23 protein-coding genes are annotated in these 25,537 nt (G+C 54.1%); 8 read left to right on the plus strand and 15 right to left on the minus strand.

The window, feature by feature from the left end; all coding sequences use genetic code 11:
- Positions 1-39: 39 nt before the first annotated feature.
- Genes ACFFLD_RS09825 through ACFFLD_RS09845 form a run of 5 tightly spaced genes read right to left on the minus strand, consistent with a single transcriptional unit; the run spans position 40 to position 5,477 of the window.
- Positions 40-309 carry a K+/H+ antiporter subunit F gene (locus ACFFLD_RS09825; RefSeq protein WP_386039611.1) on the minus strand — a complete coding sequence of 90 codons (270 nt, stop codon included), beginning with the start codon at positions 307-309 and terminating at the stop codon, positions 40-42.
- Complete coding sequence (locus ACFFLD_RS09830; RefSeq protein WP_386039613.1) at positions 303-800, minus strand: Na+/H+ antiporter subunit E; 498 nt, start codon at positions 798-800, stop codon at positions 303-305. The genes ACFFLD_RS09825 and ACFFLD_RS09830 overlap by 7 nt, the downstream gene beginning before the upstream one ends.
- Complete coding sequence (locus ACFFLD_RS09835) at positions 797-2,308, minus strand: monovalent cation/H+ antiporter subunit D (RefSeq protein ID WP_386039615.1); 1,512 nt, start codon at positions 2,306-2,308, stop codon at positions 797-799. Before ACFFLD_RS09835 ends, ACFFLD_RS09830 begins: the two co-directional genes overlap by 4 nt.
- Positions 2,305-2,637, minus strand: coding sequence for a Na+/H+ antiporter subunit C (locus ACFFLD_RS09840; protein ID WP_386039617.1), 333 nt, complete (start codon positions 2,635-2,637; stop codon positions 2,305-2,307). Before ACFFLD_RS09840 ends, ACFFLD_RS09835 begins: the two co-directional genes overlap by 4 nt.
- Positions 2,637-5,477, minus strand: a complete 2,841-nt coding sequence (locus tag ACFFLD_RS09845; RefSeq protein ID WP_386039619.1) for a monovalent cation/H+ antiporter subunit A — start codon at positions 5,475-5,477, stop codon at positions 2,637-2,639. Before ACFFLD_RS09845 ends, ACFFLD_RS09840 begins: the two co-directional genes overlap by 1 nt.
- 172 nt (positions 5,478-5,649) lie before the next feature.
- On the opposite strand from ACFFLD_RS09845, the gene ACFFLD_RS09850 reads away from it, so the two are divergent.
- Positions 5,650-6,567 carry an ion transporter gene (locus ACFFLD_RS09850; RefSeq protein ID WP_386039621.1) on the plus strand — a complete coding sequence of 306 codons (918 nt, stop codon included), beginning with the start codon at positions 5,650-5,652 and terminating at the stop codon, positions 6,565-6,567.
- 18 nt (positions 6,568-6,585) lie between these two features.
- Complete coding sequence (leuA, locus tag ACFFLD_RS09855; protein ID WP_386039623.1) at positions 6,586-8,292, plus strand: 2-isopropylmalate synthase; 1,707 nt, start codon at positions 6,586-6,588, stop codon at positions 8,290-8,292.
- A gap of 97 nt (positions 8,293-8,389) precedes the next feature.
- Here leuA and ACFFLD_RS09860 read toward each other — a convergent pair whose 3' ends face one another.
- Both ACFFLD_RS09860 and ACFFLD_RS09865 read right to left on the minus strand, forming a co-directional pair.
- Complete coding sequence (locus tag ACFFLD_RS09860) at positions 8,390-8,839, minus strand: RES family NAD+ phosphorylase (RefSeq protein ID WP_386039625.1); 450 nt, start codon at positions 8,837-8,839, stop codon at positions 8,390-8,392.
- Positions 8,836-9,252, minus strand: coding sequence for an antitoxin Xre/MbcA/ParS toxin-binding domain-containing protein (locus ACFFLD_RS09865; RefSeq protein ID WP_386039627.1), 417 nt, complete (start codon positions 9,250-9,252; stop codon positions 8,836-8,838). The genes ACFFLD_RS09860 and ACFFLD_RS09865 overlap by 4 nt, the downstream gene beginning before the upstream one ends.
- 238 nt (positions 9,253-9,490) lie before the next feature.
- Here ACFFLD_RS09865 and ACFFLD_RS09870 point away from each other — a divergent pair, with 238 nt between their 5' ends.
- On the plus strand, positions 9,491-10,624 hold the full coding sequence (locus ACFFLD_RS09870) for a hypothetical protein (RefSeq protein ID WP_386039629.1): 1,134 nt from the start codon (positions 9,491-9,493) through the stop codon (positions 10,622-10,624).
- A gap of 87 nt (positions 10,625-10,711) precedes the next feature.
- On the opposite strand, the gene ACFFLD_RS09875 is transcribed toward ACFFLD_RS09870, so the two are convergent.
- From ACFFLD_RS09875 to ACFFLD_RS09885, 3 genes are all read right to left on the minus strand, one after another.
- Positions 10,712-12,871 carry a pyrroloquinoline quinone-dependent dehydrogenase gene (locus ACFFLD_RS09875; RefSeq protein ID WP_386039631.1) on the minus strand — a complete coding sequence of 720 codons (2,160 nt, stop codon included), beginning with the start codon at positions 12,869-12,871 and terminating at the stop codon, positions 10,712-10,714.
- A gap of 10 nt (positions 12,872-12,881) precedes the next feature.
- Positions 12,882-13,214, minus strand: a complete 333-nt coding sequence (locus ACFFLD_RS09880; protein WP_386039633.1) for a hypothetical protein — start codon at positions 13,212-13,214, stop codon at positions 12,882-12,884.
- A gap of 269 nt (positions 13,215-13,483) precedes the next feature.
- Positions 13,484-14,500, minus strand: coding sequence for a helix-turn-helix domain-containing protein (locus tag ACFFLD_RS09885; protein WP_386039635.1), 1,017 nt, complete (start codon positions 14,498-14,500; stop codon positions 13,484-13,486).
- 201 nt (positions 14,501-14,701) lie between these two features.
- Between ACFFLD_RS09885 and ACFFLD_RS09890 the strand changes: the two genes are divergently transcribed.
- The gene (locus ACFFLD_RS09890; protein ID WP_386039637.1) at positions 14,702-16,861 is read left to right on the plus strand and encodes a TonB-dependent siderophore receptor; all 2,160 of its coding nucleotides are present in this window, start codon (positions 14,702-14,704) and stop codon (positions 16,859-16,861) included.
- A gap of 106 nt (positions 16,862-16,967) precedes the next feature.
- A complete protein-coding gene (locus ACFFLD_RS09895; protein ID WP_386039639.1) occupies positions 16,968-17,825 on the plus strand; it encodes an alpha/beta hydrolase in 858 nt (285 codons plus the stop codon).
- Here ACFFLD_RS09895 and epmB read toward each other — a convergent pair.
- Positions 17,818-18,855 carry an EF-P beta-lysylation protein EpmB gene (epmB, locus tag ACFFLD_RS09900; RefSeq protein WP_386039641.1) on the minus strand — a complete coding sequence of 346 codons (1,038 nt, stop codon included), beginning with the start codon at positions 18,853-18,855 and terminating at the stop codon, positions 17,818-17,820. The genes ACFFLD_RS09895 and epmB overlap by 8 nt on opposite strands.
- Positions 18,856-18,959: 104 nt before the next feature.
- Here epmB and efp point away from each other — a divergent pair, with 104 nt between their 5' ends.
- Positions 18,960-19,526: an elongation factor P gene (gene efp / locus ACFFLD_RS09905; protein WP_106373189.1), complete on the plus strand. Its 567-nt coding sequence runs from the start codon at positions 18,960-18,962 to the stop codon at positions 19,524-19,526.
- Positions 19,527-19,756: 230 nt separating this feature from the next.
- Positions 19,757-20,737, plus strand: coding sequence for an EF-P lysine aminoacylase EpmA (gene epmA, locus ACFFLD_RS09910; RefSeq protein ID WP_386039644.1), 981 nt, complete (start codon positions 19,757-19,759; stop codon positions 20,735-20,737).
- Between the two features lie 114 nt (positions 20,738-20,851).
- On the opposite strand, the gene asd is transcribed toward epmA, so the two are convergent.
- The 3 genes from asd to rsgA are packed head-to-tail and all read right to left on the minus strand — an operon-like array spanning position 20,852 to position 23,582.
- Complete coding sequence (gene asd / locus ACFFLD_RS09915) at positions 20,852-21,691, minus strand: archaetidylserine decarboxylase (protein WP_386039646.1); 840 nt, start codon at positions 21,689-21,691, stop codon at positions 20,852-20,854.
- 10 nt (positions 21,692-21,701) lie between these two features.
- The gene (locus ACFFLD_RS09920; protein ID WP_386039648.1) at positions 21,702-22,544 is read right to left on the minus strand and encodes a sulfurtransferase; all 843 of its coding nucleotides are present in this window, start codon (positions 22,542-22,544) and stop codon (positions 21,702-21,704) included.
- Positions 22,545-22,562: 18 nt separating this feature from the next.
- Positions 22,563-23,582 (minus strand): small ribosomal subunit biogenesis GTPase RsgA, encoded by a 1,020-nt coding sequence (gene rsgA / locus ACFFLD_RS09925; RefSeq protein ID WP_386039650.1) that lies wholly within the window; start codon positions 23,580-23,582, stop codon positions 22,563-22,565.
- A gap of 137 nt (positions 23,583-23,719) precedes the next feature.
- Between rsgA and orn the strand changes: the two genes are divergently transcribed.
- On the plus strand, positions 23,720-24,313 hold the full coding sequence (gene orn / locus ACFFLD_RS09930) for an oligoribonuclease (protein ID WP_386039652.1): 594 nt from the start codon (positions 23,720-23,722) through the stop codon (positions 24,311-24,313).
- A 4-nt stretch (positions 24,314-24,317) separates the two neighbouring features.
- On the opposite strand, the gene queG is transcribed toward orn, so the two are convergent.
- The gene (queG, locus tag ACFFLD_RS09935) at positions 24,318-25,445 is read right to left on the minus strand and encodes a tRNA epoxyqueuosine(34) reductase QueG (RefSeq protein WP_386039654.1); all 1,128 of its coding nucleotides are present in this window, start codon (positions 25,443-25,445) and stop codon (positions 24,318-24,320) included.
- Between the last annotated feature and the right edge of the window lie 92 nt (positions 25,446-25,537).

Consider the following 25,537-nt stretch of genomic DNA (forward strand, 5'->3'; position numbering starts at 1 on the left):
TCCCCTTGCTCATGTTCATCATTCGATAGCTCATGTTCATTATTCGATAATGTCCCCGCGCAACATATATTTGCATACCGCGACGGTACTGATGAAGCCGAGCATCGCAATAAGCAGTGCCGATTCAAAATAGGTTTTACTGTTCAGCCATAGCCCCAGCAGAACGATTAGTGCGATCGAGTTGACATACATGGTGTCCAGCGCGAGTACTCGGTCGGGCAGGCTGGGGCCGATGGTGAGTCGATAAAGGTTCATCAACAGCGCCATCACCACCAGCGCTAAGGTGATATAGAGTGCAATGCTCAGCATTCGTAAATCTCCTTGAGCGGACGCTCGTAGCGCTCGCGAATCTGCTCAATCAGCTTATCCACATCGTCCACGTTCAAGGCATGAATCAGCAATGATTTACCATCCATGCGCAAGTTCGCCGAGACGGTGCCAGGCGTCAGGCTGATCGTGCTGGCCAGCAGCGTAATCGTAAACCGCTCCTCAAGCATCAATGGGTATTCAACAAAGTGCGGCTTGAGGGTGCGCCACGGGTTGGCAATCAAATAAGCCACTTCAAAGTTGGCGGTAATAATGTCGCCCAGTACGCGAAAAATAAACCGTAATAACGCGAATGGCTTAGCAATACGCGGACGCGCATCCCAGAAACGGTAGGTTAACAAAGGAATCAAAATGGCCAATGCACCACCGAGCACGAATTGACCAAAGGCATAGCTGCGTACCAGCAGTAGCCAGACCACTAGCAACAGTAGGGATAAAACAGGCGTCGGCAGCCAGGCGCGCGTGGCGATCATGGGGCATCTCCCGCTTCAGGTAGTAACGTGCGAATCAGCACCTGTGGGTTGGCTAGCTGGTCTGCGGTGGCCTGAGTGTAATTACTCACTGGGCCGGCAAACAGCACTAGAAGGGGGGCTGCGCTGAGCAGCCAAGCAGTGCCCATCCACTGGCGATAGGATAAAGGGCTGCCGCTATCATTGCCGCGATGACTCCGCCAGAAGAGCGTAGAGCCTGCCCGCGAAAGAGCAATCAGCGAGGCTAAACTGGTCAGCAGTATAAGAGGCCAAAGCCATAGACGCTGCGAACCTTCGGCAGCATTTAGCATTAACGCCTTACCGAAAGCGCCCGAAAACGGCGGAACCCCGGCAACCGCGATAGCGCCGATAAAAAACAGCATTCCCAACGCTGCCCCTTGCACCATGGGCCGGCCCTTGACGATACGAGTGCCTGCTTTACCACGTTGCAAGCCGATCATTTCGGCCAGAAGGAATAAGCCTCCGGTGATCAGTGTCGTATGAATCAGGTAGTAGAGTAGCGCAGAGACTGCTTGAGGTGAGCGCATGCCAACACCTGCCAGCAGGGTGCCTACCGACACCAGCACCAGGTAGGCCACTAGCAGGCGTAAATCCTGCGCGGCCATCACACCAACGCCTGCTGCTGCCAGGGTCGCCAGCGACAACCACCACACCCACGGTTGTTCCAATGCTTCCAGGCCGCCAGCGCTTTCGCCAAAGATCAGCGAATACACCCGAAGAATGGCGTAAATACCTACTTTTGTCATCACTGCAAACAGCGCCGCCACCGGCGCAGGGGCGGAAGCGTAGGCTTTTGGCAGCCAAAAGTAGAGTGGCAGTATCGCGGATTTCAAACCAAACACTACTAACAGCATCAGTGCGCCAGCGGTGACTAGACCTTCACGCTCGGGGGGTAGCGACGCCACACGTACCGCCATATCGGCCATATTCAGTGTGCCTGTTGCGCCATAAAGTACCCCTACCGCGATCAGGAACAGCGAAGACCCGGCCAGGTTAAGCACTACATAGTGAACGCTTGCCTGAATACGCGCTTTACCGCCACCGTGTAACAGCAGTGCGTATGAAGCCAGCAGCAGTACTTCAAAAAAGACGAACAGGTTAAACAGGTCGCCGGTTAAAAAGGCCCCGTTAATGCCTAGTAGCTGCCACTGAAAAAGGCCATGAAAGTTACTGCCTTTTTCATCGTCGCCGGCGCACGCAAAGATAACCGCACCTACCGCCAATAGCGCGGTAATGAGCAGCATCAGCGCCGAGAGTCGATCAAGCACCAGTACAATTCCAAACGGTGCTTGCCAATTACCCAAGGCGTAAAAAGTCACCTCACCGCTGTTGGCCTGCGCTAACAAAGCGACCGCGACCAGCAATAGCAGAAAGGTAGCAACGACGCTAACCGTTCGCTTATAGCGCACTAGCCCTTGGCGTTGATAGAGCAACAGTATGCCCGCCACCAGTGGCAAAACGACGGGTAGCACAATCAGGTGCTGCATCATTCTCGGTCTTCCTTTTTCCCGTCTACGTGGTCATTCCCTACTTCACTTCGCGCGCGCATGGCTAAAATCACCACAAAGGCGGTCATCGCAAACCCGATCACAATCGCGGTCAGCACTAGCGCCTGGGGGAGAGGGTCGGCATAAGGGGTTCCTTCGGACACAATGGCGGGGCCGTCAGTGGTTAAGCCGCCCATCGAAAACAAAAATAGATTGACGGCATAGGAGAGCAGAGTGAGGCCCACCACTACCGGGAAGGTGCGGCCTCGCAACGTCAAGTAAAGACCACTCGCGGTCAGTACGCCGGTGGTGATCGCATACAGTAGCTCCATTAGCGAGGCTCCTTCGCGGGTGTGAGGTCGGCGCTGGCGTCAGCATCTTTTTCGGAGGCTTCAGTCACAGGGCGGTGGGCAGTGGTGACCTTACCCAGATTAGCCAGAATCATCAGCGTGGCACCCACTACCGCCAGGTAGACACCCAGGTCGAAGAGCAGGGCCGTCGCCAGCTCAAAGGTACCGATTAGCGGTAGGCTGAAGTAACCAAATGAAGAGGTTAAGAAGGGGTAGCCCAGTAGCCAGCTACCCAGCCCGGTCAAAGTGGCGATCGCAACGCCGATAATCGCGACCGGCTGGAAAGGGAAATCCAGGCGCTCTTGCGCCCACGCCACGCCACGTGCCATGTACAGCAGGATAAGAGCAACGGCGGTAATCAGTCCGGCGATAAAGCCACCGCCTGGCTGGTTGTGGCCACGCAGGAAGATAAACGCAGAGACTAATAGTGCCAACGGTAGCAGCGTCATTGAAATAGAGGTTAATACCGCTGGGTAGCGGTCAGGTGACCAGACCCTTCCTTCGCCATCACTGTGCGGCATAAACAGGCGCAAACGGTTTAGCAATTTAAAGATCGCCAGACCTGCAATGGCGAGCACGGTGATCTCTCCCAGCGTATCGAATCCCCTGAAGTCGACCAGAATCACGTTGACGACATTATAACCGCCGCCACCGGACTTGCTGTTTTCAATAAAGAAGTTGGAAATCGACAGCGTCTCGCGCGTCAAAACAGCATAGTTGAGGCTGGCAACGACCAACCCCAGCGAGCCGGCTAATAGCATATCTCGGATATTGCGAAGCGGGCTGGATTCCTGGGGTGTTTTTTGCGGCAGGAAAAACAGCGCCAACATGAGTAGGATCATGGTGACGACTTCTACCGACAGTTGGGTGAGGGCCAGATCCGGTGCTGAAAAACGTGCAAATGTTAAGGCGACAAACAGGCCCACCACTGACAGCATTAAAAGAGAAATTAACCGATAGCGGTGGGTAGCAGCGGTCGCAATACCGCCAAATATCAGCATACCCGCGCCCAAGATAAGAACCCCATCCAGCGACTGGTTACCCGCGGCACCAGTTAAATCGGTAATCTGCACAAGGCCAATGCCGCCCATCACCAGTGCCGCTAGCCATAGCCAGCCCATGTAGCGCTGGAGAGAGAAGCCGTCCAAGGCCGCGATAAACTGTTGAGCACGATAGCTAATAGCGATAAGCAGGCGCTCAAACACGCGCCGCGCATCAACGCCAGCAAACTGTTGGGTATATTGGCGTATGTCGCCATGTCGCCAGTAAAGGGGAATACCGATTAAAAAGGCGAGCGCACTCATCAATAACGGAAGATTAAAGCCATGCCAGAGGCTCAGATAAAAATCGAATGGACTACCAATCACGCTTTGGCTGGCAAGCGCGAGTAATCCGGTTGCCATTAGCGCGGGGAATAGCCCAACCACGACACAGAGCACGACTAATATTTCCACTGGCAGGCGCATTAGATGGGGCGGCTCGTGAGGTGTCTTCGGTGGCGCTTCACGGGCCGGCTTGAAAAATACCGCATGTACCAAACGCACCGAGTAGGCCACCGACAAAATGCCGCCTATAGCGGCCAACGTGGGCATTAACCAGCTTATGCCCCCTAATACCGGGGTGGCCAGCGTTTCGGTAAAGAACATCTCTTTGGATAAAAAGCCGTTAAATAACGGCACACCCGCCATGGCTGCCGCCGCTAGCGAGGTTAATAGGGCCGTCACCGGCATGGTCTTTTTAAGACTTCCTAGCTGCTTTAGCTCGCGGGTGCCGGTTTCATGGTCGATAATCCCCGCACTCATAAATAGCGCTGCTTTAAAGGTGGCGTGGTTAACGATATGAAATAGCGCGGCCAATATCGCCATCGGGCTGCCAATACCCAATAGAGCAGTGATTAACCCCAGGTGGCTAACGGTGGAAAACGCCAGAATACCCTTGATGTCGGTTTTCATGAGCGCGAACCAAGCACCATATAGCATGGTGACAATGCCCACGAGGGAAACGACGACGCTCCATAACTCACTACCCGCGATCGCCGGGTGCAGCCGCGCCATCAGGAAAATACCTGCTTTGACCATCGTCGCCGAATGCAGGTAAGCCGAAACCGGGGTGGGCGCCGCCATGGCATGGGGCAGCCAAAAATGGAACGGGAACTGGGCCGATTTAGTAAAGGCCCCTAACAGTACCAATCCCAGCATGAGCGGGTATCGTGAGTCGGCAAGAATGACGTCGCCACTGGCCAGGACATCATCCATGTTGAAACTGCCCGCCATATCGCCCAGTAACAACAGGCCAGCCAATAGCGCAAGACCACCTGCACCGGTAATGGTAAGCGCCATTCGAGCGCCTTTACGTGCGTCTGATTGGTGTGACCAATATCCGATTAACAAAAACGAAGAGAGGCTGGTCAATTCCCAGAAAAGCCAGAGCAGAATCAGGTTGTCCGACATGGAAATGCCGACCATCGACGCCATAAAAAGCATCAGGAAGGCGTAAAACCGGCCGAACGGCTCATCTTTGGCGAGGTAAAAGTGGGCGTAAAGTATAATCAGCAGGCCAATACCCAAGATCAGCAGGTTGAACAGCAGCGATAACCCATCCAGGCGAAACGCCAAGTTCAACGCCAGCTCAGGCATCCAGACAGCCGAAAAACGCAGTGGCTCGCCATTTTGCAGAGCCGGTAGATTCAGGAGCGTTAAAACCAAGGCGGTAGCGGGCAGCACCGCTGTCGCAAGCGAACAAACAGTACGCCCACGTCGCGCGGTGAGAGCCGGCACCAATACGCCTAGCAAAGGCAATAAGGCTATCCAAAGCAGTGTCATGGGGTCATCCAGCGGCTAAAATCTAAAAGTCAAAAGAGTGCCAGCAGGGCGCCTAAAAGGCGTTCTGGAGGCGTAGGATACATTAAGTGAAACAACAGGATATCACTTGTGTAGTGGACGTGTAATTTTAGTATAAAGTGTGCCGGTCAACCGTTGAGAGATTTTTCGTTCCATGAGTGAACCCTTTAATACCTGGCAAGCCCGTTTTGAAAGGCTGCGTTCCAATAAGTTTTTTGAAGCAGTGGTGATTGCTATCATCGTCATTTCAGCCTTGGTCATCGGTGCCAAGACCTATGAAGAAACCAGCCGGGTTGAGCAATGGCTGATCTATCTCGATACCGCCGTAACGATTTTCTTCCTGATTGAAATTTTAATCAGAATGGCCGCTGAACGCAGCCTTCGTGATTTCTTCAAAAAGGGCTGGAACGTATTCGACTTCTTAATTGTCACCGCCAGCCTGATTCCATTGGATGATTCGGAAATGGTGCTGCTGGCGCGGCTGTTGCGTATTTTTCGAGTACTCCGTTTAGTATCGATGATTCCCGAGCTCCAGATGCTGCTCAGTGCGTTGGTAAAGTCGGTGCCACGCATGGGTTACGTGGTGCTACTGATGTTTATCATTTTCTATATCTATGCCGCCATAGGCAGCTTCCTATTTCATAATGTAGACGAGGGATTGTGGGGCAACATCTCGCTGGCCATGTTGACCCTTTTTCAGGTCGCCACGTTTGAAAGTTGGGCCACGGCGGTGCTTTATCCCGCCATGGACGTCTACCCCTACGCCTGGATCTATTTTCTAACATTCATCTTTTTGAATGCCTTTATTTTTCTCAATATGATGATTGGTATTGTGCTGGACGTGATGCAAAAAGAGAGTGCGTTACTCGAGTTGGATAATGAGGACGGTGATGTCGCCCAGATGCAGGGGTTACGCAACGATGTGCGCGATTTACGCGCTCAGTTAGATCGCATGGAAACTGCTCTCGCCCAGTCGCCTTCATCGGGCGGCGCAGTCTCCAATACTTCACTCCAAAACGAAACGCCGCAGAACGATGCCAGCGATAAGCACATCGAAAAGCCCACCACTTAATCATTTAGGAGAGCCGCCATGATGTTGACTGATCCTGCCAGCAAATATCGCCCCTTTGCCGCTGTTGATTTGCCCGATCGACAATGGCCGAATCAACGTATTGATAACGCGCCGATCTGGTGCAGCGTTGACTTGCGTGACGGTAACCAATCACTGATCGACCCGATGGATCAGGAGCGCAAACAGCGTTTATTCGACATGCTGCTCAGCGTCGGCTTCAAACAAATTGAAGTAGGCTTTCCCTCAGCATCGCAAACCGATTTCGATTTTGTGCGCTCTCTGATTGAGCAGGACAAGATCCCCGATGATGTGACGATTCAAGTGTTGACCCAGGCGCGCCCGCATTTGATTGAGCACACCTTTGAGGCACTAAAAGGCGCCAAAAACGCCATTGTCCACGTCTACAATGCCACCGATCCGATGTTTAGGCGGGTAGTGTTTAACGTCGATAAAGCCGAGTGCGTTCAGATCGCTGTAGAGGCTACTCAGCAGATCCGTCAGCAGATGGAGGCCGCACCGGAAACTAACTGGACGTTTCAGTACTCGCCGGAGCTGTTCACCACGACCGAAATGGACTTTGCCGCTGAGATCGTTGAAGCCGTCATGGTGGCGTATGACACCCGCGCTGATAAGCGCATGATCGTCAATCTGCCAGCCACCGTTGAAGTTGCCACGCCCAACAATTATGCCGATCAAATTGAATGGTTCTGCCGTCATGTCAATAATCGCGAACACTTGATCGTCAGTGTTCACCCACATAATGATCGTGGCACAGGCGTGGCTGCTGCCGAGTTAACGCTAATGGCGGGTGCTGACCGAGTGGAAGGTACCTTGTTTGGTAACGGCGAGCGCACCGGGAATGTCGATATCGTCACCTTGGCCATGAATATGTATACCCAAGGGGTGTCTCCCCAGCTCGATTTTTCCAATATCACGCCGATTATGCGTGAAGTAGAGTATTGCAATCAGCTACCGGTGCACCCTCGCCATCCCTATGTCGGTGATCTTGTATTCACCGCGTTCTCGGGCTCCCATCAGGACGCCATTAAAAAGGGCATGGCTGATCGCCGGGCCAATCCAGAGGCGTTGTGGGATGTGCCTTATCTACCCATCGACCCGCTGGACGTGGGGCGCAGTTACGAAGCCGTTATTCGGGTTAACAGTCAGTCCGGCAAAGGCGGTGTTTCCTATTTATTAGAACAGGAGCACGGTATTGAACTGCCGCGCCGACTGTCTATCGAGTTCAGTCAGGTCGTCCAGGAAGTGGCTGAGCGGACCGGGCGAGAGATTACCTCACAAATGATTTATCAAGCCTTTGCCGATGAGTATCTAGAGCAGCGCGACCCCTTCGAGCTGGTGAGCCACCGGTTATCCTCTGAACCAGACAGTCCCAAAGTGACGCTGGAAGCTTTGGTGGCGGAGAACGGCACACGACAAACACTGCAGAGTGAAGGCAACGGCCCGCTTGCGGCTTTTGTTAAAGCGCTCGCGGGCGCTGGGCATGATGTGGAAATCATCGACTATCATGAGCATTCCCGCGGTCAAGGTGCCGATGCTGAGGCAATCGCTTACGTGGAGGTACGTATTGATGGTAAAGCGGTCTTCGGTGTGGGGACTGATGACAGCATCACCAGTGCCTCTATGAAAGGCGTGCTAAGCGCCATTAATCGTCACCATTCGACACAGCCTGCAGCGGCAAACGTGACCGCGAAGACGCTGGAATAGCCCTTGGGATAGCCCTTGGGAATAGCCCTTGGAATATCTACCTGCGCAAGACGTAAAGCGTGAGCTACTGGGGTGGTTGGGTGGCTGTTAATGGCGGCTAGTACGCCAGTCTGGGGTCGAGGGGAAACTGCTCGACTGAAAGTTTAGCCAGGCTAGCGTCTGGGTGGCGTGGATTAAAAAGATAGTTGCCGTTATACGGCACAATCACTGTCGGGACTTTGAGCAATAACGAGCTACCTTCATTTAGCCACTGGGAACCTAGTGAACGGGTGAATTGCTGCTGTTGAGGCCAAGTGTCTGGCAGGCTTGCTTCAACTGACATCTCGCTGGCTGATGAGGGGAGCTCGACACGCAGTAGCGTAAAGTGATCAGGTAACTCATCAATGCTCATTTCAAAGTGAACGAGTACCTCAAGTAACGCCGTGGCCGGTGAGTCGGCCAAGTACACTACTGGCTGGCCTTTATAATGCCACCGGCCAGCAGTGATTGTGCCACCTATGCCAGAGAGATCCGTGTAGTTGGATATTCGCCACGCTACTTTGGTCACGCCGACAAGCCATAGTGAAGCTGCTGAAGTAGCTCCTCTGCTGCTTCATAGCCTGGGGTCGTGGACAATGCCGCTAAAGCGCTTATTCCCCCGAGCGCTCGGCGAGGTTTCTCTAACCAACGAATGGCTTTCTCGCGATTGCCGAAAATCTCTTCGGCAAGGATAACGATTTTGCTAGTTCGGTAGAGTCGATCTCCTTCGTCGGGCGTCAAGGGCTTTCCTTTTGAGCGCCGATGATCATGGGTGCGGCGATTGATAATCCCGATGTCATAAGCGTCGATGCCGTGCTCTTTTCGCAGTCGCTCCAAGGCATCAAGTGACACGCCTTTGCGAATCAGCTCATCCGAGCGAGCGCCAACAGCGCCACCCATTAAATCAATAACGTCGCTTTCCACTGCATCGATAGGATTCATTGACGCGTACCTTTCCCGCTAATTTATTACGCTAGTATAGAGCGTCTGATCTGGTTCAGCAATTTGCCGTCTTTATGAGCGCAAATTGCCTAGCGGTGTAAAAGAGTGAAATGGAAACAATTGACGGAGTAAAAGCCGTCAACTTGACATAGCACTGGTATGAGTAACGGGTATAAGCAACTGGTATAGACTGGATACAGGTATAAACCTGATAGCAGTGCCACAGCAGGAGAGAAAGATGCGTATTGGGTGGTCGATACGGACTGGGTGGTTAATAGTAGCGACAACCATTTTGGTGGCAGGGTTATTAACCGCGGTGGCCTCCCGCGAGCCATTTGAAGCCAAGCTGGTTCGCTTGGAAGCGCAGCGGGCACTGCCCGAGATGGAGTCCTCTCTTCAGCAAGAATCCGCGGCTATCAATGCGCTGTTTCTTAGCTACGCGGCGGATCAGGCGCTATGGATGAGCGCTTCTCTGGCGATCTTGCGACACGGTGATATTGCCCGAGAGGTGCTTGAGGAATACGGCCTGTTACCTCAGTTCCAACAAGGGCTAGTGCGCTATGGGGCCGACTCCGTACTGCCTGTTAGCTACTTTCGCCATCACGATGTGGCTACGCTTAAGGCTCAACACTGGGTGGGGGAGCGCTTCCAGCAGCTTAGTAAGTGGTGGAACGATGAGAACGTGGCCCCTGAGGCAGCGTTGACGCCTTATCGTCGAGGCCAAATGGGCATTGCCCTGCTTGATGCACATGGTCACGCCTTGCTTAATCAGTTTGTGGTCAGTGATCAGGGGGATGTCCAGTGGCTTCAGGGCGAGCGTATCGTAACGGGAGTCGGTGACTTTTTTACCAGCGGGCTACGCGATTTGGAAAACCAGTGGCGGCGGGGTGACGACATTGGCGCCGCCGATCTAGGCTGGGCCGGTGTCGATCTACTCGTGATGGCCAGTACCGTGAAGGTACTGCGGGCAGGCAGAGCCGCTCGTGCAGCACGGGTGGGCAGCATTGAAGCCCAGGGTGCGCGTGCTGGTTTACGCCAAGGCGTACTGATAACCGGAGGCCGTTTTGCGGCATTACCTCGAATGGCCAAAGTCGCTGCGGTGGCAGGCACTGCCTATGTGGTTATTCGTCATCCCAGCTTGGTAAGCGCGCTTGGTGCTAATCTTTCAAGCTGGCTTGGGTGGCCAGTGTGGCTCAGTCAATTCCTGGTGTGGTTGATTGTGCTACTGCCAGCATTGATTCTGGTGCGGTTTATCTACCGCTGGTTTTTAGTCCCCCTGCTATGGCTGTTAACACCGGTATTTCGGTTTGGTGTTAAGCGCACTAACGACATGCTTGTAAAACGTGCCAAGGCGGTAGACCAGGGAGTTTAGTTAAGCACCTGGTTGATTTCAGGTGAGTCCAAACAAGCAGGGCGGCCCTAAGGCCGCCCTGCTTGTTGTCTATTGCCGCCCCTTACGTTATTCAGGTAGGGCGTAAACCGCGATATGGTCACCGACCTCTTCTTTCAGGATGGTATTACCGCCAGCAACAAAGGCGACGTATTGGCGACCTTCGTACTCATAAACCGCCGGGTTAGAGACAGACGGTGCTTCGACCTGATCCGACCAGAGTTCATCACCGGTTTCAAGTGAGTAAGCACGTACCTTGGCATCCATAGAGGCGCCGATAAATACGATATTACCCGCCGTTACCGCCGGACCACCAATCGTGGGTGAACCCCAGCTGTCGGGCATAAAGAACCCATACTGCTGTGATGCCCCCACCGGACGCCGCCATTTTACATCGCCAGTGGTCATATCAAGCGCTACAAGCTCGCCAAAAGGGGGCTCCCAGCAGGGCATGCCGAACCTGTTCAGGGCAACTTCAAGAAGAATGCCGTAGGGGGCGCCTTCCTGTGAGGCAAAGCCACTCTCGTTACCCGACGCTCTATTAGCTGAATCATAAGCCTCGCGACCATAGAGTTTCAGCGTTTGCACGATATGTGAGGTATTGACGATGGCGGTTTGGCTTTCAGGATCAAACGCCACGCCACCCCATTGCACACCGCCAGCAGTAATAGGGTAGCCCAGGGTGCCTGCGCCTTCCGTAGTGGGTGGGGTATACATACCTCTATAGTCGAGATCTTCCCAAAGAGCCGAACATTCACCGAAACTGACGGCATCGGCTAATGCCCAAACTTCAGGCTTTTCTGACTGGTCAAGCAGTGGGGCCGGTTTGGTCGGGAAAGGCTGGGTAGGGGCGTAGACTTCACCTTCAACGTTGCCATCGCCACCAGGTACTGGTCGTTCCTCAATCGGCCATACGTCTTCACCCGTCTCGCGATTCACGACGAACAAAAAGCCCATTTTGGTCGCCTGGATTAATGCCGGTATCTCCTCGCCGTCCACGGTAATGTCCATTAGCGTTGGCGCGGCGTTAATATCGTAATCCCAGATGTCGTGATGAACCCACTGACGTGACCAGACTACTTCGCCCGTCTCGATATCCAAGGCCGTTGTTGAGGTAGCTAACGGCACCTCTTCAGTACGATTGCCGCCCCAGAAGTTGGGCGAGGGAGAGGACACCGGTAGATAGACCAAACCGAGTTCCTCGTCGGCGGACATATGGGTCCAGACATTGGCGGTACCGCTTTGCTCGCGCACTTCATCGCTAAGCGCCTGGAACTCCCATTCACGTTCGCCGGTACGGGCATTGATAGAGAAAACGGTGCCGGGTGGCGCCTGTTGATAGGCCCAATCCATACCTGCCCAGCCAAGAATCAAACGATCACCGACCACGGTGGGGGGCTGCAACAGCGACAACGGCCACTTGTCGTTGGTATCGTTCCACTGGTTGACGTTCAGTACGCCGTTGTCGGCAAACCCTTCGCACAGTTCGCCGCTATCGGCATCCAGTGCAAAAAGCTGGGCGTCCATGGTGCCCATATAGACAATTTTCTGACAGGGCTCGCCCTCCACCGGGTCATCGGCTTGCCAATAGGCAACGCCGCGATTTTTTAACACCGGCTGGGTCAGCGCTTCGAGAGAGGATTGGGTGTCATAGCTCCACTTCTCTTCGCCCGTGGCTGGATTGAGCGCAAGCAGCCGATAAAAAGGGGTGCCGACATAGAGCGTGTCATTAGCGAATACCGGTGTGGCCGACCAAACAGTGGCCGGTAGCTCGCCCGAGCCGTCGGAGACATCACCGGTATGAATTTCCCAGACTTTCTCTAGCTCGCCTACATTGTCGGCATTGATCTGATCGAGCGGACTGTATTTTTGAGCATTGAGCTGACCATGAAAGCTATCCCAAGTGGGCTCACCAGGCACTAACGGAATGGGCGGAGCAGCGCTAATCTCTTCTTGCTGCTCTTGCTGCTCTTGCTGCTCTTGCTGCTCTTGCTGCTCTTGCTGCTCTTGCTGCTCTTGCTGCTCTTGATCCTGCGAGGCAGCCTGATTCTCCTGTTCCGCAGGCTGTTCTTGAGTCTCAGCCTGCGCTTGTTCCGCCGGTTGCTCTTGAACGGTAGATTGCGGCTGCTCCGCTGATTGCTCTTGAGCCAGTAAGGGCAACGGGGTAAGGCAGATTGCCAGGGCGGTGGCCGTGCCCAAGCGCTGTTTAGGGGTGGTCAATATTGGCATGGACGGCTCCTCAGGAATGGGTAACACGGGCTCGGTGAGACGGACGGGCCATATCGATAATCAGGCCGATCAGACCGACCACCATGGCAACGCAGAGCCACCACTGGTGTAGCAACATGGCCGCGAAAAAAGTGCCCGCGAGCCCTACTAGAATGAGCACACGCAGTGCAATGGACGCGCCGCGCCCCGTTACTACGGCAAGAAGGAGCGCCAGAATAGCAAGCGCGATACAGGCCAGCACGGCCACCAGCGCGCCGAGCGTCCCAGTAACGCCGGTAAGAGGGGTTAAGTACGCATAGAGAGCGATGGCTAATCCCACCAGTGACGCTATTAAAAGCAACATAGCCCCAAATCTTGACGAAAGAGATGCAAACATAACGTGACGGCCTCCAGGTGAATGAAGTGTCTGACATTGAGGCTAATGCAACGTCAGAATAGTTAACTCTATAACGTTAGCAGAAATTGATACTTTTTCGACTTTAGTGCGATTTTATTTAAGATTTTGATATTTATTATTATTGTTGCGAAAGTTTAATCTTTTCTAAGAGCTGCTCACCTTGCATACGGTCTTTTATAAAAGACTTTTATAACAGGTCTTTATAACGATGTTTATTACGAGGCATCCAGTGCTTTATTGATCACTGTTTGTTGGCAACGATTAACGGTAGAGGCTTTTTGGTGATCGCTGGGCCGGGTGCCAAACTCGCGTTTGAAAGCGGTAGCAAAGTTGGTGGCGCTGGTATAGCCAGCCAGTGCTGCCGCCGTTTCGATACTCATCGCCTCGCGTACCATGGCGTCTCGGGCCAGCGAAAGATGATGGCGGCGTAAAAAACTGCCTAAGGCCTCGCCATGCTGGTGGTGAAAACGACGCTGAAGGTTGCTCAAACTCATGCCTAATTGGTGAGCCAGCTCTGCCTGTGTCACGCCTCTTGCTTGGCCGCTATCTACCATACTCATTAATCGAGCCAGACGGCGGTCGGGGCTAGGGGAAGAGGTGAGCATGGCGGGAGAAGGATGCGCGCCAGCCAGCGCTTCACCGGCCAGCGCCATGGCGAATCCCACCAGCTGCAGCCGGTAAGCAGGGTGGCCAATATCGGTAGGTTGCAGTGTGAACAGCCGTGAGGCCAATGCTAATAAACCCGCTGAGGGCGACCAGTAGGCTGCCTGCGGGGCCTCAGGCGAGGCTGTCATGACTGTTTGATAGCCATGACGAGCAGCCCACGCCGGTGACAGGCTGAGCGTTAGCGTGCGTTCATCATCGCCTGCTTGTCCGCGTCGCTCAAAATTAGTTGCTGAGGGGAGGGTAACCAATAAACCGGTGTGGGTGGCCTGTGGTCCTAGGGAGGCCTCAAAATCACCATAGCGCACGCGAGCATTGCCTGCGATTACAAGGGCAATCTTAATGCCTGCAGGAAGCACTGCCTGACTTGTTAGGCCAAATCGATCCTGAATATCCGCCAATCGTAACTGCATTCCCGGCTCAAGTTCACTTACCCACATGCGGCCTGTCAGCAGCGCTGAGCGATGGTCCCATGAGGGCGCGTCCAAGCGTTGTCGCTTGACGAGTGACGCCGAAAGTTGCTGTAAGTCGGTAGCGCTGATTTCAGGCTGGTGTGAAGGTCCTCCCATCTAACCCCTCTATTATCAAGGTTTATTAAACATCTTGGCATGCTGGCTGTTATCGCGTTTTGCCGTGTTTGCAAAGCAAATTGCGGTGTTTGCAAAGGCATGTCGTGAAACTGGGTGCCATAATGCGCTGCCACTGATTTTATTGCAATGGATTCTCATTCGCAAACCAGGGTGGTTACAGGGACATTAAGGGGAAGCAGCATGGCATCAAGAGAGAAGCGTCAATATCGTTCAGCCGTAGTCATTGGCAGCACGGCCGTCATACTCAGTTTCGCTCCTAACGTATTGGCTCAGGCCGTCGAAGCAGCAACGCGACTGGATACCGTTACGGTCCAAGGCAATCGTCTTTATGAAATGTTGCCTTCTGAAGTAACGGGCGGGTACAGCGTCGATGCCGCCACCGTGGGCACTAAAACGCCTGCGTCACTGCGTGATATTCCTCAATCAGTGAGCGTTGTGACGCGTGAAGCCATTGAAGATCAAAACTTCACCACACTTGATCAACTGGGCCGCCGAACGCCGGGCATGCGTGTGCTTTCCAATGATAATGGCCGGTCTTCCATATACGCACGCGGCTATGAATATGACCAGGTCAGTATCGACGGTCTTCCCGCGCCCATGACCAGTATTACGGGCTCGGTGCCGACGTTATCTGCCTTCGATCGTGTTGAGATCATGCGTGGACCGTCGGGCCTGTTTGATAGCACCAGCGAGATGGGCGGCATCGTAAATCTGGTGCGTAAACGTCCCACTCGTGATTTTCAGGGTCATGTGACTGGCAGTCTGGGCAGCGATCACCAGCGCGCAGGCCAGGTGGATCTCTCTGGGCCTCTAGGTGCAAACGGGCGTGTACGTGGACGGCTGGTGATTGACCATACAGAGCATGGTCAGTTTGTGGATAATAACGATAATGACCAGAACGACCTCTATGCTGCCGTGGATATCGATCTGGATGAGGCCACCATGCTAGGGCTTGGTTATATTCACAATACCAAGGATATCACTGCGAATAACGGCCACCCGGTCGGCAGCCGGGGCGAACTGCTTTATGGGTCGCGCTCGGATTTCTACGGCGCTGACTGGAACGACTTCAACAGCCACTCCAACGACTGGATTGCGGAGCTAACCCACCGCTTTGATACCGGCGGATTTGGGCGTGTGGCCGCGCGTTACTCGAACCGTAACGCCGATTATAACTACGCGTTTGGTGGCAGTGCGCTGAATGCCAACGATACGCTTGCCGTGGCGGGCACGGGCAGCGTGATCGACCAGCAATCCCTCGCGGTGGATGCAAGCTATAGTCAGCCGTTTTCGGCCTTTGGTAATGTCAGCGAGTTTGTCGTGGGCAGTGACTACAAGCGCTTTGATACCGAAATGGAAGCGGGGCGCTCGCGTAACGTTGCCGGTGGGCGCGTGAGCCTCGATGAGCTCAACTCGCTCGCCTATGTCGATATTTTGGATACCGCGCGTAGCAGCGGCCGTGGCTACTCTTATGACGATACCACCCTTGAAGAGACGGGTATTTACGGCAAACTGACCCTGCGTCCTCTTCAGCCACTGGCGCTGATCGCTGGTGGCCGGGTTAGTCATTACGACGTGGATTACAGTGATCGTGCGACAGAGACCCAACAAAACCGTAGCGACACCAAAGTGACGCCATACGCCGGTTTGGTCTTCGATCTGGACGATCACCACTCGCTTTATGCTAGCTACTCACAGGTATTCAAACCCCAGACTGCCTATGACGCTAACGGTGATTTACTTGATCCACGGGAAGGGGATCAGTATGAAGCGGGCGTTAAGGGTAGTTATATGGGCGGTGATTTGAACGCGCGTATTAGTGCCTTCAGGCTCTACGATAAAAACCGTGCGGCCGCTCCGGCAGATACAGGTGTCAGCTACGTCGAAGCAGTCGGTAAAATGCGCATTCAAGGTGCTGAATTCGAGATTACCGGAAGCATCACCGATCAGTGGGATATTATTGCTGGCTACACCTATCTGGATACTAACGTGGAGCGCAGCTCATCGGATCGCGAAGACGGTATCTTCCTCCTGATGCCCCATAACGTTGTTAATCTATGGACGCAGTACGACTTCGCTGGTGATACCTTGGGCGGCTTACGCATAGGCGGCGGCGTTACCGCCATGAGCGATTTCGAGTCCAGCAACGGGGTCGAGGCGCCAGGCTATGCGGTGGTCGATGCCATGATCGGCTATGACTTTACGTCGCAGCTCAGTGGTCAGCTCAATATCAATAACCTATTGGATCGCGATTACTACAACCGAGTAGGCGGCGTGAATACCTTCAATATGCCAGGGGCACCGGCCAACGTGGTGGCATCGATACGCTATGACTTCTGAGGGTTTGATAAAGCGCCACGGGCAACCGTGGCGCGTTTTGCGTTTGCAAACGGCGTGTCGACAGCTGCAGCGCTGGCTGCTTCTCCTCGTGTGCTGGGTGCCATCCATGGCTTATAGTTCGCTACCCGGGGAGGTCAGCTTGCCTGGGACCGTGGAATTTACGCTGCTATCGCCGACAACCGGTCAGGACTATTTAATACAGGTATCTATTCCCGATTCGCCACCGCCCGAAACTGGCTACTCGGTCATGTATCTATTGGATGGCAATGCCCGGTTTGCTCTTGTTCAAGCAGCCCGCGATACGCTGACCCGCCAAGGGCCGGACGGCGATAGTGATGCGCTGGTGATCGTGGCAGTTGGTTACCCGGACACCGAGCGCTTCAATAAGGAGCGTCGGGTTGAAGACTTTACCCCTTTGCTGCCTAATGACGGCGTTGTGGAAAACGACTATCAACAGCGCCTCCATGGTGGCGCTGATCGCTTTCTTAGCTTTATAGAAGGCCACCTAAAGCCCGAAATTAATCGACGTTTTGCTATCAATACTGAGCAAGAAGCGATCTTCGGTCACTCGTTAGGTGGTTTGTTCGTACTGCACGCGTTACTCACCCAGCCATCAAGTTTTGATCGCTATATCGCCATCAGTCCATCGCTTTGGTGGTACGGTGAAAGGCCGCTAGCGGCGTTAGCACAGCAAACCTCATCGCTAGCCGCCATACCCAGTGGCACACGCCTACTGATAGGAGTGGGCGAACGTGAGCAACCCGCCAGCGGCGATGTTGTGACGCCCCGCGATCAGCGGATGCAGGCCAGAGCCATGGTGGATAATGCCCAGAGCGTTGCCGAGTGGCTCAGTACTCAGCAACATAACCTGGAGGTTGGTTTTACCCTCTTTCCTGGCGAAACCCACGGTAGCGTCATGTGGCCCGCTACCCGTCAGGCGATTGAGTTTTTGGTTGCTAAGTAAGCGGGTTTCCAAGCGGTGTTTTGCTCCCTCTGCCAGGGATTTCCCGCACTAGGCGCGGCATGAGAAACCCTGGCAAACAATTGCGAAGCTCGGCAACGAGCCTGCGGGCTTCTTCATCCGACACATCAAAGTGTGCCGCACCCTGCACTGGATCTAGCACGTGCAGATAGTAGGGCAGTACGCCCGCCTCAAACAGGCGTTCCGAGAGGGTAGTAAGAGTTGCTACATCATCGTTAATGCTGCGCAGCAGGACGCTTTGGTTGAGTAGCGTCGCGCCCGCCTGTTTGAGTCGTGTGCAGGCATCGATGACTGCTTGGTCGATTTCATTGGCGTGGTTGATATGCAGTACAACGACTTTTTGTAAGCGAGTTTTGCTTAACCATCCAAGCAGAGCGTCATCCACGCGATCAGGAATCACTACCGGTAAACGGGTATGAATGCGTAGCCGCTTGAGGTGAGGGATGTTTTCAAGCTGTTCGACCAGCCATGCAAGCTGCCGGTCGCTGGCAGCAAGTGGGTCACCACCAGATAGAATTGCTTCGTGAATAGTCGTGTCATTGCGTAAATAGTCGAGTGCCTCTTGCCACTGTGTCCGTGACGGCGAGTTATCGCTGTAAGGAAAGTGGCGGCGAAAGCAGTAGCGGCAGTTAATGGCGCAAGCGGGGCTAGCTATGAGTAGTACGCGGCCTTTGTATTTATGGATCAGCCCTTTGGCAGGACGATGATCGGCTTCTTCAAGCGGGTCGGCGACAAACCCAGGGGGGGTGAGTGCTTCCTCCCCGACGGGGAGCACTTGGCGCAGTAGCGGATCATCAGGGTCGCTGGGCGCTATGCGTGTAAGGTAAGCCTCAGGCACGCAAATCTCAAAGAGCTGGTGTCCGGTCTGGGCGCCTGACCGCCACTGGCTGGTCAAACCCAAGCGCTGGCATAGCATGGCGGGGTCGCGTATCGCCTGGGAAAGCTGCTGCTGCCAGGTGGTAGATGCCTGTGCAACGTTGCGCTCATCCGCGATAATGATGTTCTCCTGCAAAAAGCCCTCCTTCGGGTTATCATGCGCGCACTTGGTAATAACGCTATCGACGGCGAAGCACCGCTTCGCGAATCACACACTGAAACAGACCATTGAGAGATATTATGGCGAACTATTCTACCAATGAATTCAAAGGCGGTTTAAAAGTAATGCTCGACGGCGATCCTTGTTCGATCGTTGAGAACGAATTGGTCAAGCCAGGTAAAGGCCAAGCGTTTAACCGCGTCAAGTTGCGTAATCTGATGACCGGTCGCGTGGGCGAGCGTACTTTCAAGTCTGGCGACTCGCTGGAAGGCGCTGATGTCATGGATTTGGAAATGGAGTACCTCTACACCGACGGTGATATGTGGCATTTCATGAAGACCGATGGCTCCTTTGAGCAGTACGCGGTAGAGAAGAAAGCGCTGGGTGACACCGAAAAATGGCTTAAGGAACAGGTGCCTTATACCATTACGCTATGGAATGACAAGGCTATTTCCGTCACGCCGCCCAACTTCATTGAGCTGGAAGTCGTGGAAACGGATCCTGGTTTGAAAGGCGATACCGCCCAAGGCGGCTCTAAGCCGGCCACGCTATCTTCAGGTGCAGTGGTTCGTGTCCCGTTGTTTATCAACCAGGGCGAAGTGCTGAAAATTGATACGCGCAGTGGTGAGTACGTCTCACGTGCTTAATTGTTTTTCAGCAACAATGCTACTGAGATAGTATGATTTAGTGGCTAGTGCATAGTGGTATAAAGTATTAAGTAATGGTCACGCTTAGGCGTGACCATCATTTTGTAAGAAAACAGTACGTCGGTAACACCGTACGTCGAAAACACTGTACGTTGAGAACACTGCACGTCGAAAACACTGCACGTCGAAAACATAGCGCGTTCAGAGCATAGTGCGCCAAAGGAGTAGTGATGGCCATTGATTGGCAACCGTCAGCGTCGATAGAAACGCTTCGCGAGCGCGCACGTTTATTGGCGAAAGTGCGTGACTTTTTTGCCCAGCGTGACGTATGGGAAGTAGAAACGCCGGTGCTGGGGCAGGGTGGCAGTACCGACGTGCATCTGGTCTCACTTAGCACGCTGGCACGCACCGATAGAGGGCAGCGCCGCCTATGGCTGCAAACCTCACCTGAATTTCATATGAAGCGGCTGTTGGCCGCTGGCAGCGGTTCGATATTTCAGCTTGCCAAGAGCTTTCGTGACGGTGAACTAGGCACGCGCCATAATATTGAGTTCACCATGCTGGAATGGTATCGCCCCCAGTTTACCCTGGATCAGTTGATTGATGAGACCGCGACGCTAGTGATGACGATGCTGCCTGCGTTTCCAGGCCCTGTTGTCCATTATCGCTACCGTGAACTGTTCCACACCTATCTAGAAGTCGATCCTTTTACCACCTCACTCGAAAAGCTACGTGCAGTGGCCTCTGAGCGTGCGCAAATGCCTGCTACTGCGCTAGCGGAAGAAGGCCGCGATACCTGCCTAGACCTGCTCATGAGCGTTGTGATTGAACCTAAGCTTGGCCAGGCTGAGCTCAGCGTGGTAACGGATTACCCTACTAGCCAGGCGGCGCTAGCAAGGCGCCACCAAGATGCGGATGGTGAGTGGGTGGCATCACGCTTTGAGCTTTACCTGAGTGGCGTTGAGCTGGCAAATGGCTACCATGAACTGACCGATGCGGCTGAACAGCGTGCCCGCTTTGAGCAGGATAACGTTGAGCGCCGCCGCTTGGGATTAGTTGAGGTCGATATTGACGAGCGCTTGTTGGCAGCTCTTGAGCACGGTATGCCGGAAGGTTCAGGTGTGGCGCTGGGGATTGACCGGTTGATTCAACTGGCCCTTGGAAAGGCACGCCTTGAAGACGTGCTAGCGTTTTCTACACCCAAATGCTAATGGTTGGTCATTCAAATAGCGTTGGTCATTCTAAAAAGATGACGTTGAACCGCCTGCTGACGTAATGTCTTAGGCGGTCTACTGGTATCGGTCTACTGACCATAGCGCTACTGGCTAGCCTTCATAATCACCAAGCGTTTGTCCCATCTGTACCATGGTTCCAGGCGTAAATGCTTCAAAGCTAACTGGGTTGGCAAAGCACATTACCACGGTGGAACCAAGGCTAAAGCGACCCATTTCGACGCCTTTTTCGAGTATCACTGGATGACCAAACTGCATTCGCTGCGGCTGGCGCGCCAGAGGCGTTACTTGGCCTGACCAAACCGTCTCTATGGCCGCGACGATCATAGCACCGACCAATACCATGGCCATGGGGCCCTGCTCGGTATCGAATATGCACACCAATCGTTCATTGCGAGCAAAAAGCCCTGGCACATAATTAGCCGTTGCCTGGTTGACTGAAAAGAGTCGGCCCGGCACATAGATCATGTCGCGCAATGTTCCTGTGATCGGCATATGCACGCGGTGATAGTCCCGCGGAGAAAGGTAAACGGTCGCGAAACTACCGTTTATAAACTCTTCTGCAAGCTTCGTATCGCCGCCTAACAAGGTTTGAGCGGAGTAAGTATGTCCTTTGGCCTGCACCAGCTGGCCTGCCTGTAAACGACCATATTGTGAAAGCGTGCCATCGGCCGGACTGAGGATTCCTTCGCCCAAGGGGCGTGCATCGGCTTTTAACGCGCGAGTGAAAAAATGGTTGAACGTCGCATAGGCACTGGGGTCGGGCTCCAGTGCTTGGCTCATGTCGACCTTAAAGTGGCTTATGAACGCGTTAATAAGGGTGTTTTTCACCCAGGCGTTCTCGCACCGGGCGAACATGCCCGTCAGTCGCGAGAGCGCATGTTGAGGCAGCGGATACTGGAGTAGCGAGAACGCTTTTTGGGAAAAATTCACGATTTTATGGTCACTTCTCAATCGGTGTATCGTTGCGGTTGCCCCATTCACCCCATGAGCCTGCGTATCCCCGCATGTTAAAGCCCAATGCCTTACCTACCAGCCAGGTAAAACTGCTGCGATGGTGGCTTTGGCAGTGGGTGGCCACTTCCATCTCGGGCGTTAGGCCGAGAGCGCCCAATTCGGTAATCAGCTCGGCGTAATCGCGAATGCGCAGGGAGCGATTGCGATCCATGGCATTCAGCCATTCCATGTTAACCGCCCCAGGGATATGGCCTAAACGCTGGTTATTACCGCGTTCACCGTCGTATTCCGCTTTAGAGCGTGCGTCCCATACCGCAAACTGTTTATCGTTTAGCTTATCTTTAATCTCGTCGCAGGTAATAGCCGCCTTGGGATTAAGAATCTCGGCGTGGTACTCACTGGGCGTGGGTGCCGTTGGCTCGCGGCTCTCCTTAAGGCCAGCATCGCGCCAAGCGTGAATGCCGCCGTTTAAATAGGAGTAGCGGGTATGGCCGATGAGCTCTAATGTCCATAGCAGCCTGGCTGCCCAGCCGCCACCTTCGTCATCGTAAGCCACCACGTGGGTATCGCGGGTGAGTCCCAGTGCACTGAACAAGCGTGACAGAAACTCTACCGAAGGCACCTCGTTGGGAACGGGGCCGTCGCCGCGCATCAGATGACGAAAATCGAGAAAAATAGCGCCGGGGACATGCCCTTGACTATGGCTGTCGACGTTGACGGGCACATCGATAATCAGCAGTTGCGGATCATCCAAATGTTCGTTCAGTTGTTCGGGTTCAACGATCAGCGGCAGAAGATTAGCTTCCGACGATTGGCTTTCAGTGCTCATGGTTAACTCCTGTCAACGTTAGCTATCCAGGCTATCAAGTATGCGACGATAGCTGGCAAAGCGTGCTGGATGAATCTTGCCTGCTTCGACCGCGTCGAGTAAAGCGCAACCAGGTTCCGCGCGATGGCGGCAGTCACGGAAACGGCAGTGGCCGATAAAATCATGAAACTCGATAAAACCGTCGGTGACTTCCTGCTCATTAAGGTGAATCAAGCCGAACTCACGAATGCCGGGCGAATCGATTAAGTCGCCATCGGCCACCTCTTCTCGGCTCATGGTGTAAAGGCGCGCAGTGGTCGTGGTGTGCGTGCCTTTGCGGGAGTCCTCTGACAGGGCACCAATGCGTAGCGTTTCATCCGGCAGCAGTAGATCAATCAATGAAGATTTCCCGACGCCGCTCTGGCCGACGAATACCGAGGTTCGGCCTTCAAGCTGGCTGCGCAGCTCGTCGAGTCCATTGTCAGTCGCGGTCGTCGTGCGTACCACGGGGTAACCTAATGCACGATAGCGCTCCAGAAGAGTGCCCAGTTCGCCGCCATCGGCGGGCAGCAGGTCGGTTTTGTTCAGCACCAGCACAGGGGCAATGCCGGTGGCCTCCGCTGCGACCAGATAGCGGTCGATGAGGTTGGCATGAGGAGCAGGTTCGACCGCAAAGACAATTAAAAGTTGATCAATGTTGGCTGCTACCGGCTTGAGCAGACCTCGTGCATCAGGGCGTTTCAGTACGCTATCGCGCTCTTCCCTGGCCACTACGACGCCCGAGCCTTCTTGGCCAGCACGCCATATCACCCGGTCACCGGTGACCAAACCGTCAAGGTTGGCGCGTAAATGGCAGCGCACGGGGTCGTTATCGCTATTACGCACTTCCAGGGTACGTCCAAAGTGAGCAACGACACGCCCCGGCTGTTCTGCACCGTATTCACCAGCGGCGAGCTTCTCAGCGTCTTGTACATCGCGCTTTTCGGCGCGCTGGGCACGTTCTGCCTGGACTTTCTCGACTCGCCACTGCTGTTGGCGACTTAATTTACGTTTGCTCATGGTCACCTGGTGCTCGTTACAATAGCCGCTATTGTACCTATTAAGTGGACAAGCTGTCCTGTATGGGCTGCTTGGTGGTGCTATTTAAGGCACACTGGCATGATATTAGTCGCTATTTAGGCACAGGAATAACGTATATGAGTAATGACACCACGAGTTCAGCAGCACCACGGGATGATTTGCTGATCTGGATTGATTTGGAAATGACCGGTCTGGATCCCAATAAAGAGCGCATCATAGAGGTGGCCACGCTGATTACCGACGCGGACCTGAACGTGGTAGCGGAGGGGCCGGTAATGGCGGTGAAGCAGCCTGATAGCCTGCTGGCGCAAATGGATGATTGGAACCAGAAAACTCATGGAGAGTCGGGGCTGGTCGCCCGGGTCAAAGCCAGTAAAACAGACACTGCTGATGCCGAGCAGCAAACCTTGGCATTTCTGCAGCAGTATGCGGTGCCTGGCTCCTCGCCTATGTGCGGCAATAGCATTCATCAGGATCGGCGTTTCTTAGAGCGTGAAATGCCAGCACTGCTCGACTTTTTCCACTATCGGAATCTCGATGTATCGACATTGAAAGAAGTAGCCAAACGCTGGAACCCAGGTGCCTTGGTAGGCTTTAGCAAGAAAAATGTCCATTTGGCGATGGACGATATCAAAGAGTCGATTGCTGAGCTTGCGCATTACCGCAATACGTTTTTGCGTGTTAATCAAAACAGCGACGAAGAAGAGTAAACGGTTAAGCCCCGTCGGTCGTAATTAGCTCACCGCGCTTGAGGCGTTGCTCCTCAAGCGCCCAAACAACGTGTTCACGCACCAGTGCGCTGGGATAGGCTCTGCGCGCCCATAGGGCGGCTTCCACAGCCTCGCTCCAGGGCGCATTGCCAAGGCCCACGGCGATATTGCGTAGCCAGCGTTCATAGCCAATGCGGCGAATGGGGCTGCCAGCGGTTTTGTCGAGAAATTCAGCTTCGCCCCAGGCAAACAGAGTGATAAGTGTGGCACGGTCCAGATCATGGCGCGGCGTAAAGTCATCTTCCTGAGTGATGCGGGTAAAGCGGGTGAAAGGACACACCAACTGGCAATCATCACAGCCGTATACGCGGTTTCCCATGGCGCGGCGAAACTCAACGGGAATGGCGCCCTGCAGCTCTATGGTCAGATAGGAGATACATTTGCGTGAGTCGACCACTTTGTCGTCAACAATCGCCCCGGTGGGGCAGGCCGTGCGACAAGAGCTACAGCTGCCGCAGTGGTCTTTTTCAAAGGGCGCGTCAATGGGTAGCGGAAGGTCGGTGTAGAGCTCGCCCAGAAAGAACAGCGAGCCGGCTTTAGGATTCAGCAGCATGGCGTTTTTACCAAACCAGCCTAACCCGGCTTTTTGTGCCAGGGCGCGCTCCATTACCGGCGCGGAGTCAACAAACGCACGATAGCCGAAAGGACCCACCTCTTGCTCAATTTTTTTGGCTAGTAGGGCTAGCCGTTTGCGTATTAGCTTGTGGTAATCGCGCCCTAGCGCGTAACGCGACACGTAGGCGCGGCTGGGTTGGCCGAGCACCTTGGTGCTTTCCACCTCCGCAGGCAGATAATCCATACGCACGCAGATAATCCGTTGAGTATGGGGTTCAAGCTCTGCTGGCCGGGTGCGTTTGGTGCCATGTTTAGCCATAAATCCCATCTCCCCGTGGTAGCCTTTTTCTAGCCACGCGTTGAGATGGGCCTCATGGGCCGCCAAGTGGGTATCGGTAATACCTACCTGCTGAAAGCCTAGCTCGCCTCCCCAGGTCTTGATCAGGGTGGCCAGGCGAGCAAGCTGTTCATCGGTAAATTCTTCGCTTGATCGAGCTAAGGCAGTGGCATCAGGCATAGTAGTTAGTCAACGGTAAAGCATTAAGCGCGCTATGCTATCGCATTGTCATCCATCAAAACATGTGAAAGGAGAGATCGTGACGATCCCGG

It is taken from the genome of Vreelandella sulfidaeris (assembly GCF_042429665.1).
Taxonomy (GTDB): Bacteria; Pseudomonadota; Gammaproteobacteria; order Pseudomonadales; family Halomonadaceae; genus Vreelandella.

Excerpts from the sequence above, each read along its gene's own strand:
- ACFFLD_RS09825 (WP_386039611.1), bottom strand. The coding sequence starts at position 309 with ATGCTGAGCATTGCACTCTATATCACCTTAGCGCTGGTGGTGATGGCG.
- ACFFLD_RS09870 (WP_386039629.1), top strand. The coding sequence starts at position 9,491 with ATGCGTATTGGGTGGTCGATACGGACTGGGTGGTTAATAGTAGCGACA.
- ACFFLD_RS09830 (WP_386039613.1), bottom strand. The coding sequence starts at position 800 with ATGATCGCCACGCGCGCCTGGCTGCCGACGCCTGTTTTATCCCTACTG.
- ACFFLD_RS09875 (WP_386039631.1), bottom strand. The coding sequence starts at position 12,871 with ATGCCAATATTGACCACCCCTAAACAGCGCTTGGGCACGGCCACCGCC.
- ACFFLD_RS09885 (WP_386039635.1), bottom strand. The coding sequence starts at position 14,500 with ATGGGAGGACCTTCACACCAGCCTGAAATCAGCGCTACCGACTTACAG.
- ACFFLD_RS09880 (WP_386039633.1), bottom strand. The coding sequence starts at position 13,214 with ATGTTGCTTTTAATAGCGTCACTGGTGGGATTAGCCATCGCTCTCTAT.
- ACFFLD_RS09850 (WP_386039621.1), top strand. The coding sequence starts at position 5,650 with ATGAGTGAACCCTTTAATACCTGGCAAGCCCGTTTTGAAAGGCTGCGT.
- queG (WP_386039654.1), bottom strand. The coding sequence starts at position 25,445 with ATGCCTGATGCCACTGCCTTAGCTCGATCAAGCGAAGAATTTACCGAT.
- ACFFLD_RS09920 (WP_386039648.1), bottom strand. The coding sequence starts at position 22,544 with ATGAGCACTGAAAGCCAATCGTCGGAAGCTAATCTTCTGCCGCTGATC.
- ACFFLD_RS09845 (WP_386039619.1), bottom strand. The coding sequence starts at position 5,477 with ATGACACTGCTTTGGATAGCCTTATTGCCTTTGCTAGGCGTATTGGTG.
- ACFFLD_RS09840 (WP_386039617.1), bottom strand. The coding sequence starts at position 2,637 with ATGGAGCTACTGTATGCGATCACCACCGGCGTACTGACCGCGAGTGGT.
- ACFFLD_RS09835 (WP_386039615.1), bottom strand. The coding sequence starts at position 2,308 with ATGATGCAGCACCTGATTGTGCTACCCGTCGTTTTGCCACTGGTGGCG.
- ACFFLD_RS09890 (WP_386039637.1), top strand. The coding sequence starts at position 14,702 with ATGGCATCAAGAGAGAAGCGTCAATATCGTTCAGCCGTAGTCATTGGC.
- ACFFLD_RS09865 (WP_386039627.1), bottom strand. The coding sequence starts at position 9,252 with ATGAATCCTATCGATGCAGTGGAAAGCGACGTTATTGATTTAATGGGT.
- ACFFLD_RS09895 (WP_386039639.1), top strand. The coding sequence starts at position 16,968 with ATGGCTTATAGTTCGCTACCCGGGGAGGTCAGCTTGCCTGGGACCGTG.
- orn (WP_386039652.1), top strand. The coding sequence starts at position 23,720 with ATGAGTAATGACACCACGAGTTCAGCAGCACCACGGGATGATTTGCTG.
- leuA (WP_386039623.1), top strand. The coding sequence starts at position 6,586 with ATGATGTTGACTGATCCTGCCAGCAAATATCGCCCCTTTGCCGCTGTT.
- rsgA (WP_386039650.1), bottom strand. The coding sequence starts at position 23,582 with ATGAGCAAACGTAAATTAAGTCGCCAACAGCAGTGGCGAGTCGAGAAA.
- efp (WP_106373189.1), top strand. The coding sequence starts at position 18,960 with ATGGCGAACTATTCTACCAATGAATTCAAAGGCGGTTTAAAAGTAATG.
- epmA (WP_386039644.1), top strand. The coding sequence starts at position 19,757 with ATGGCCATTGATTGGCAACCGTCAGCGTCGATAGAAACGCTTCGCGAG.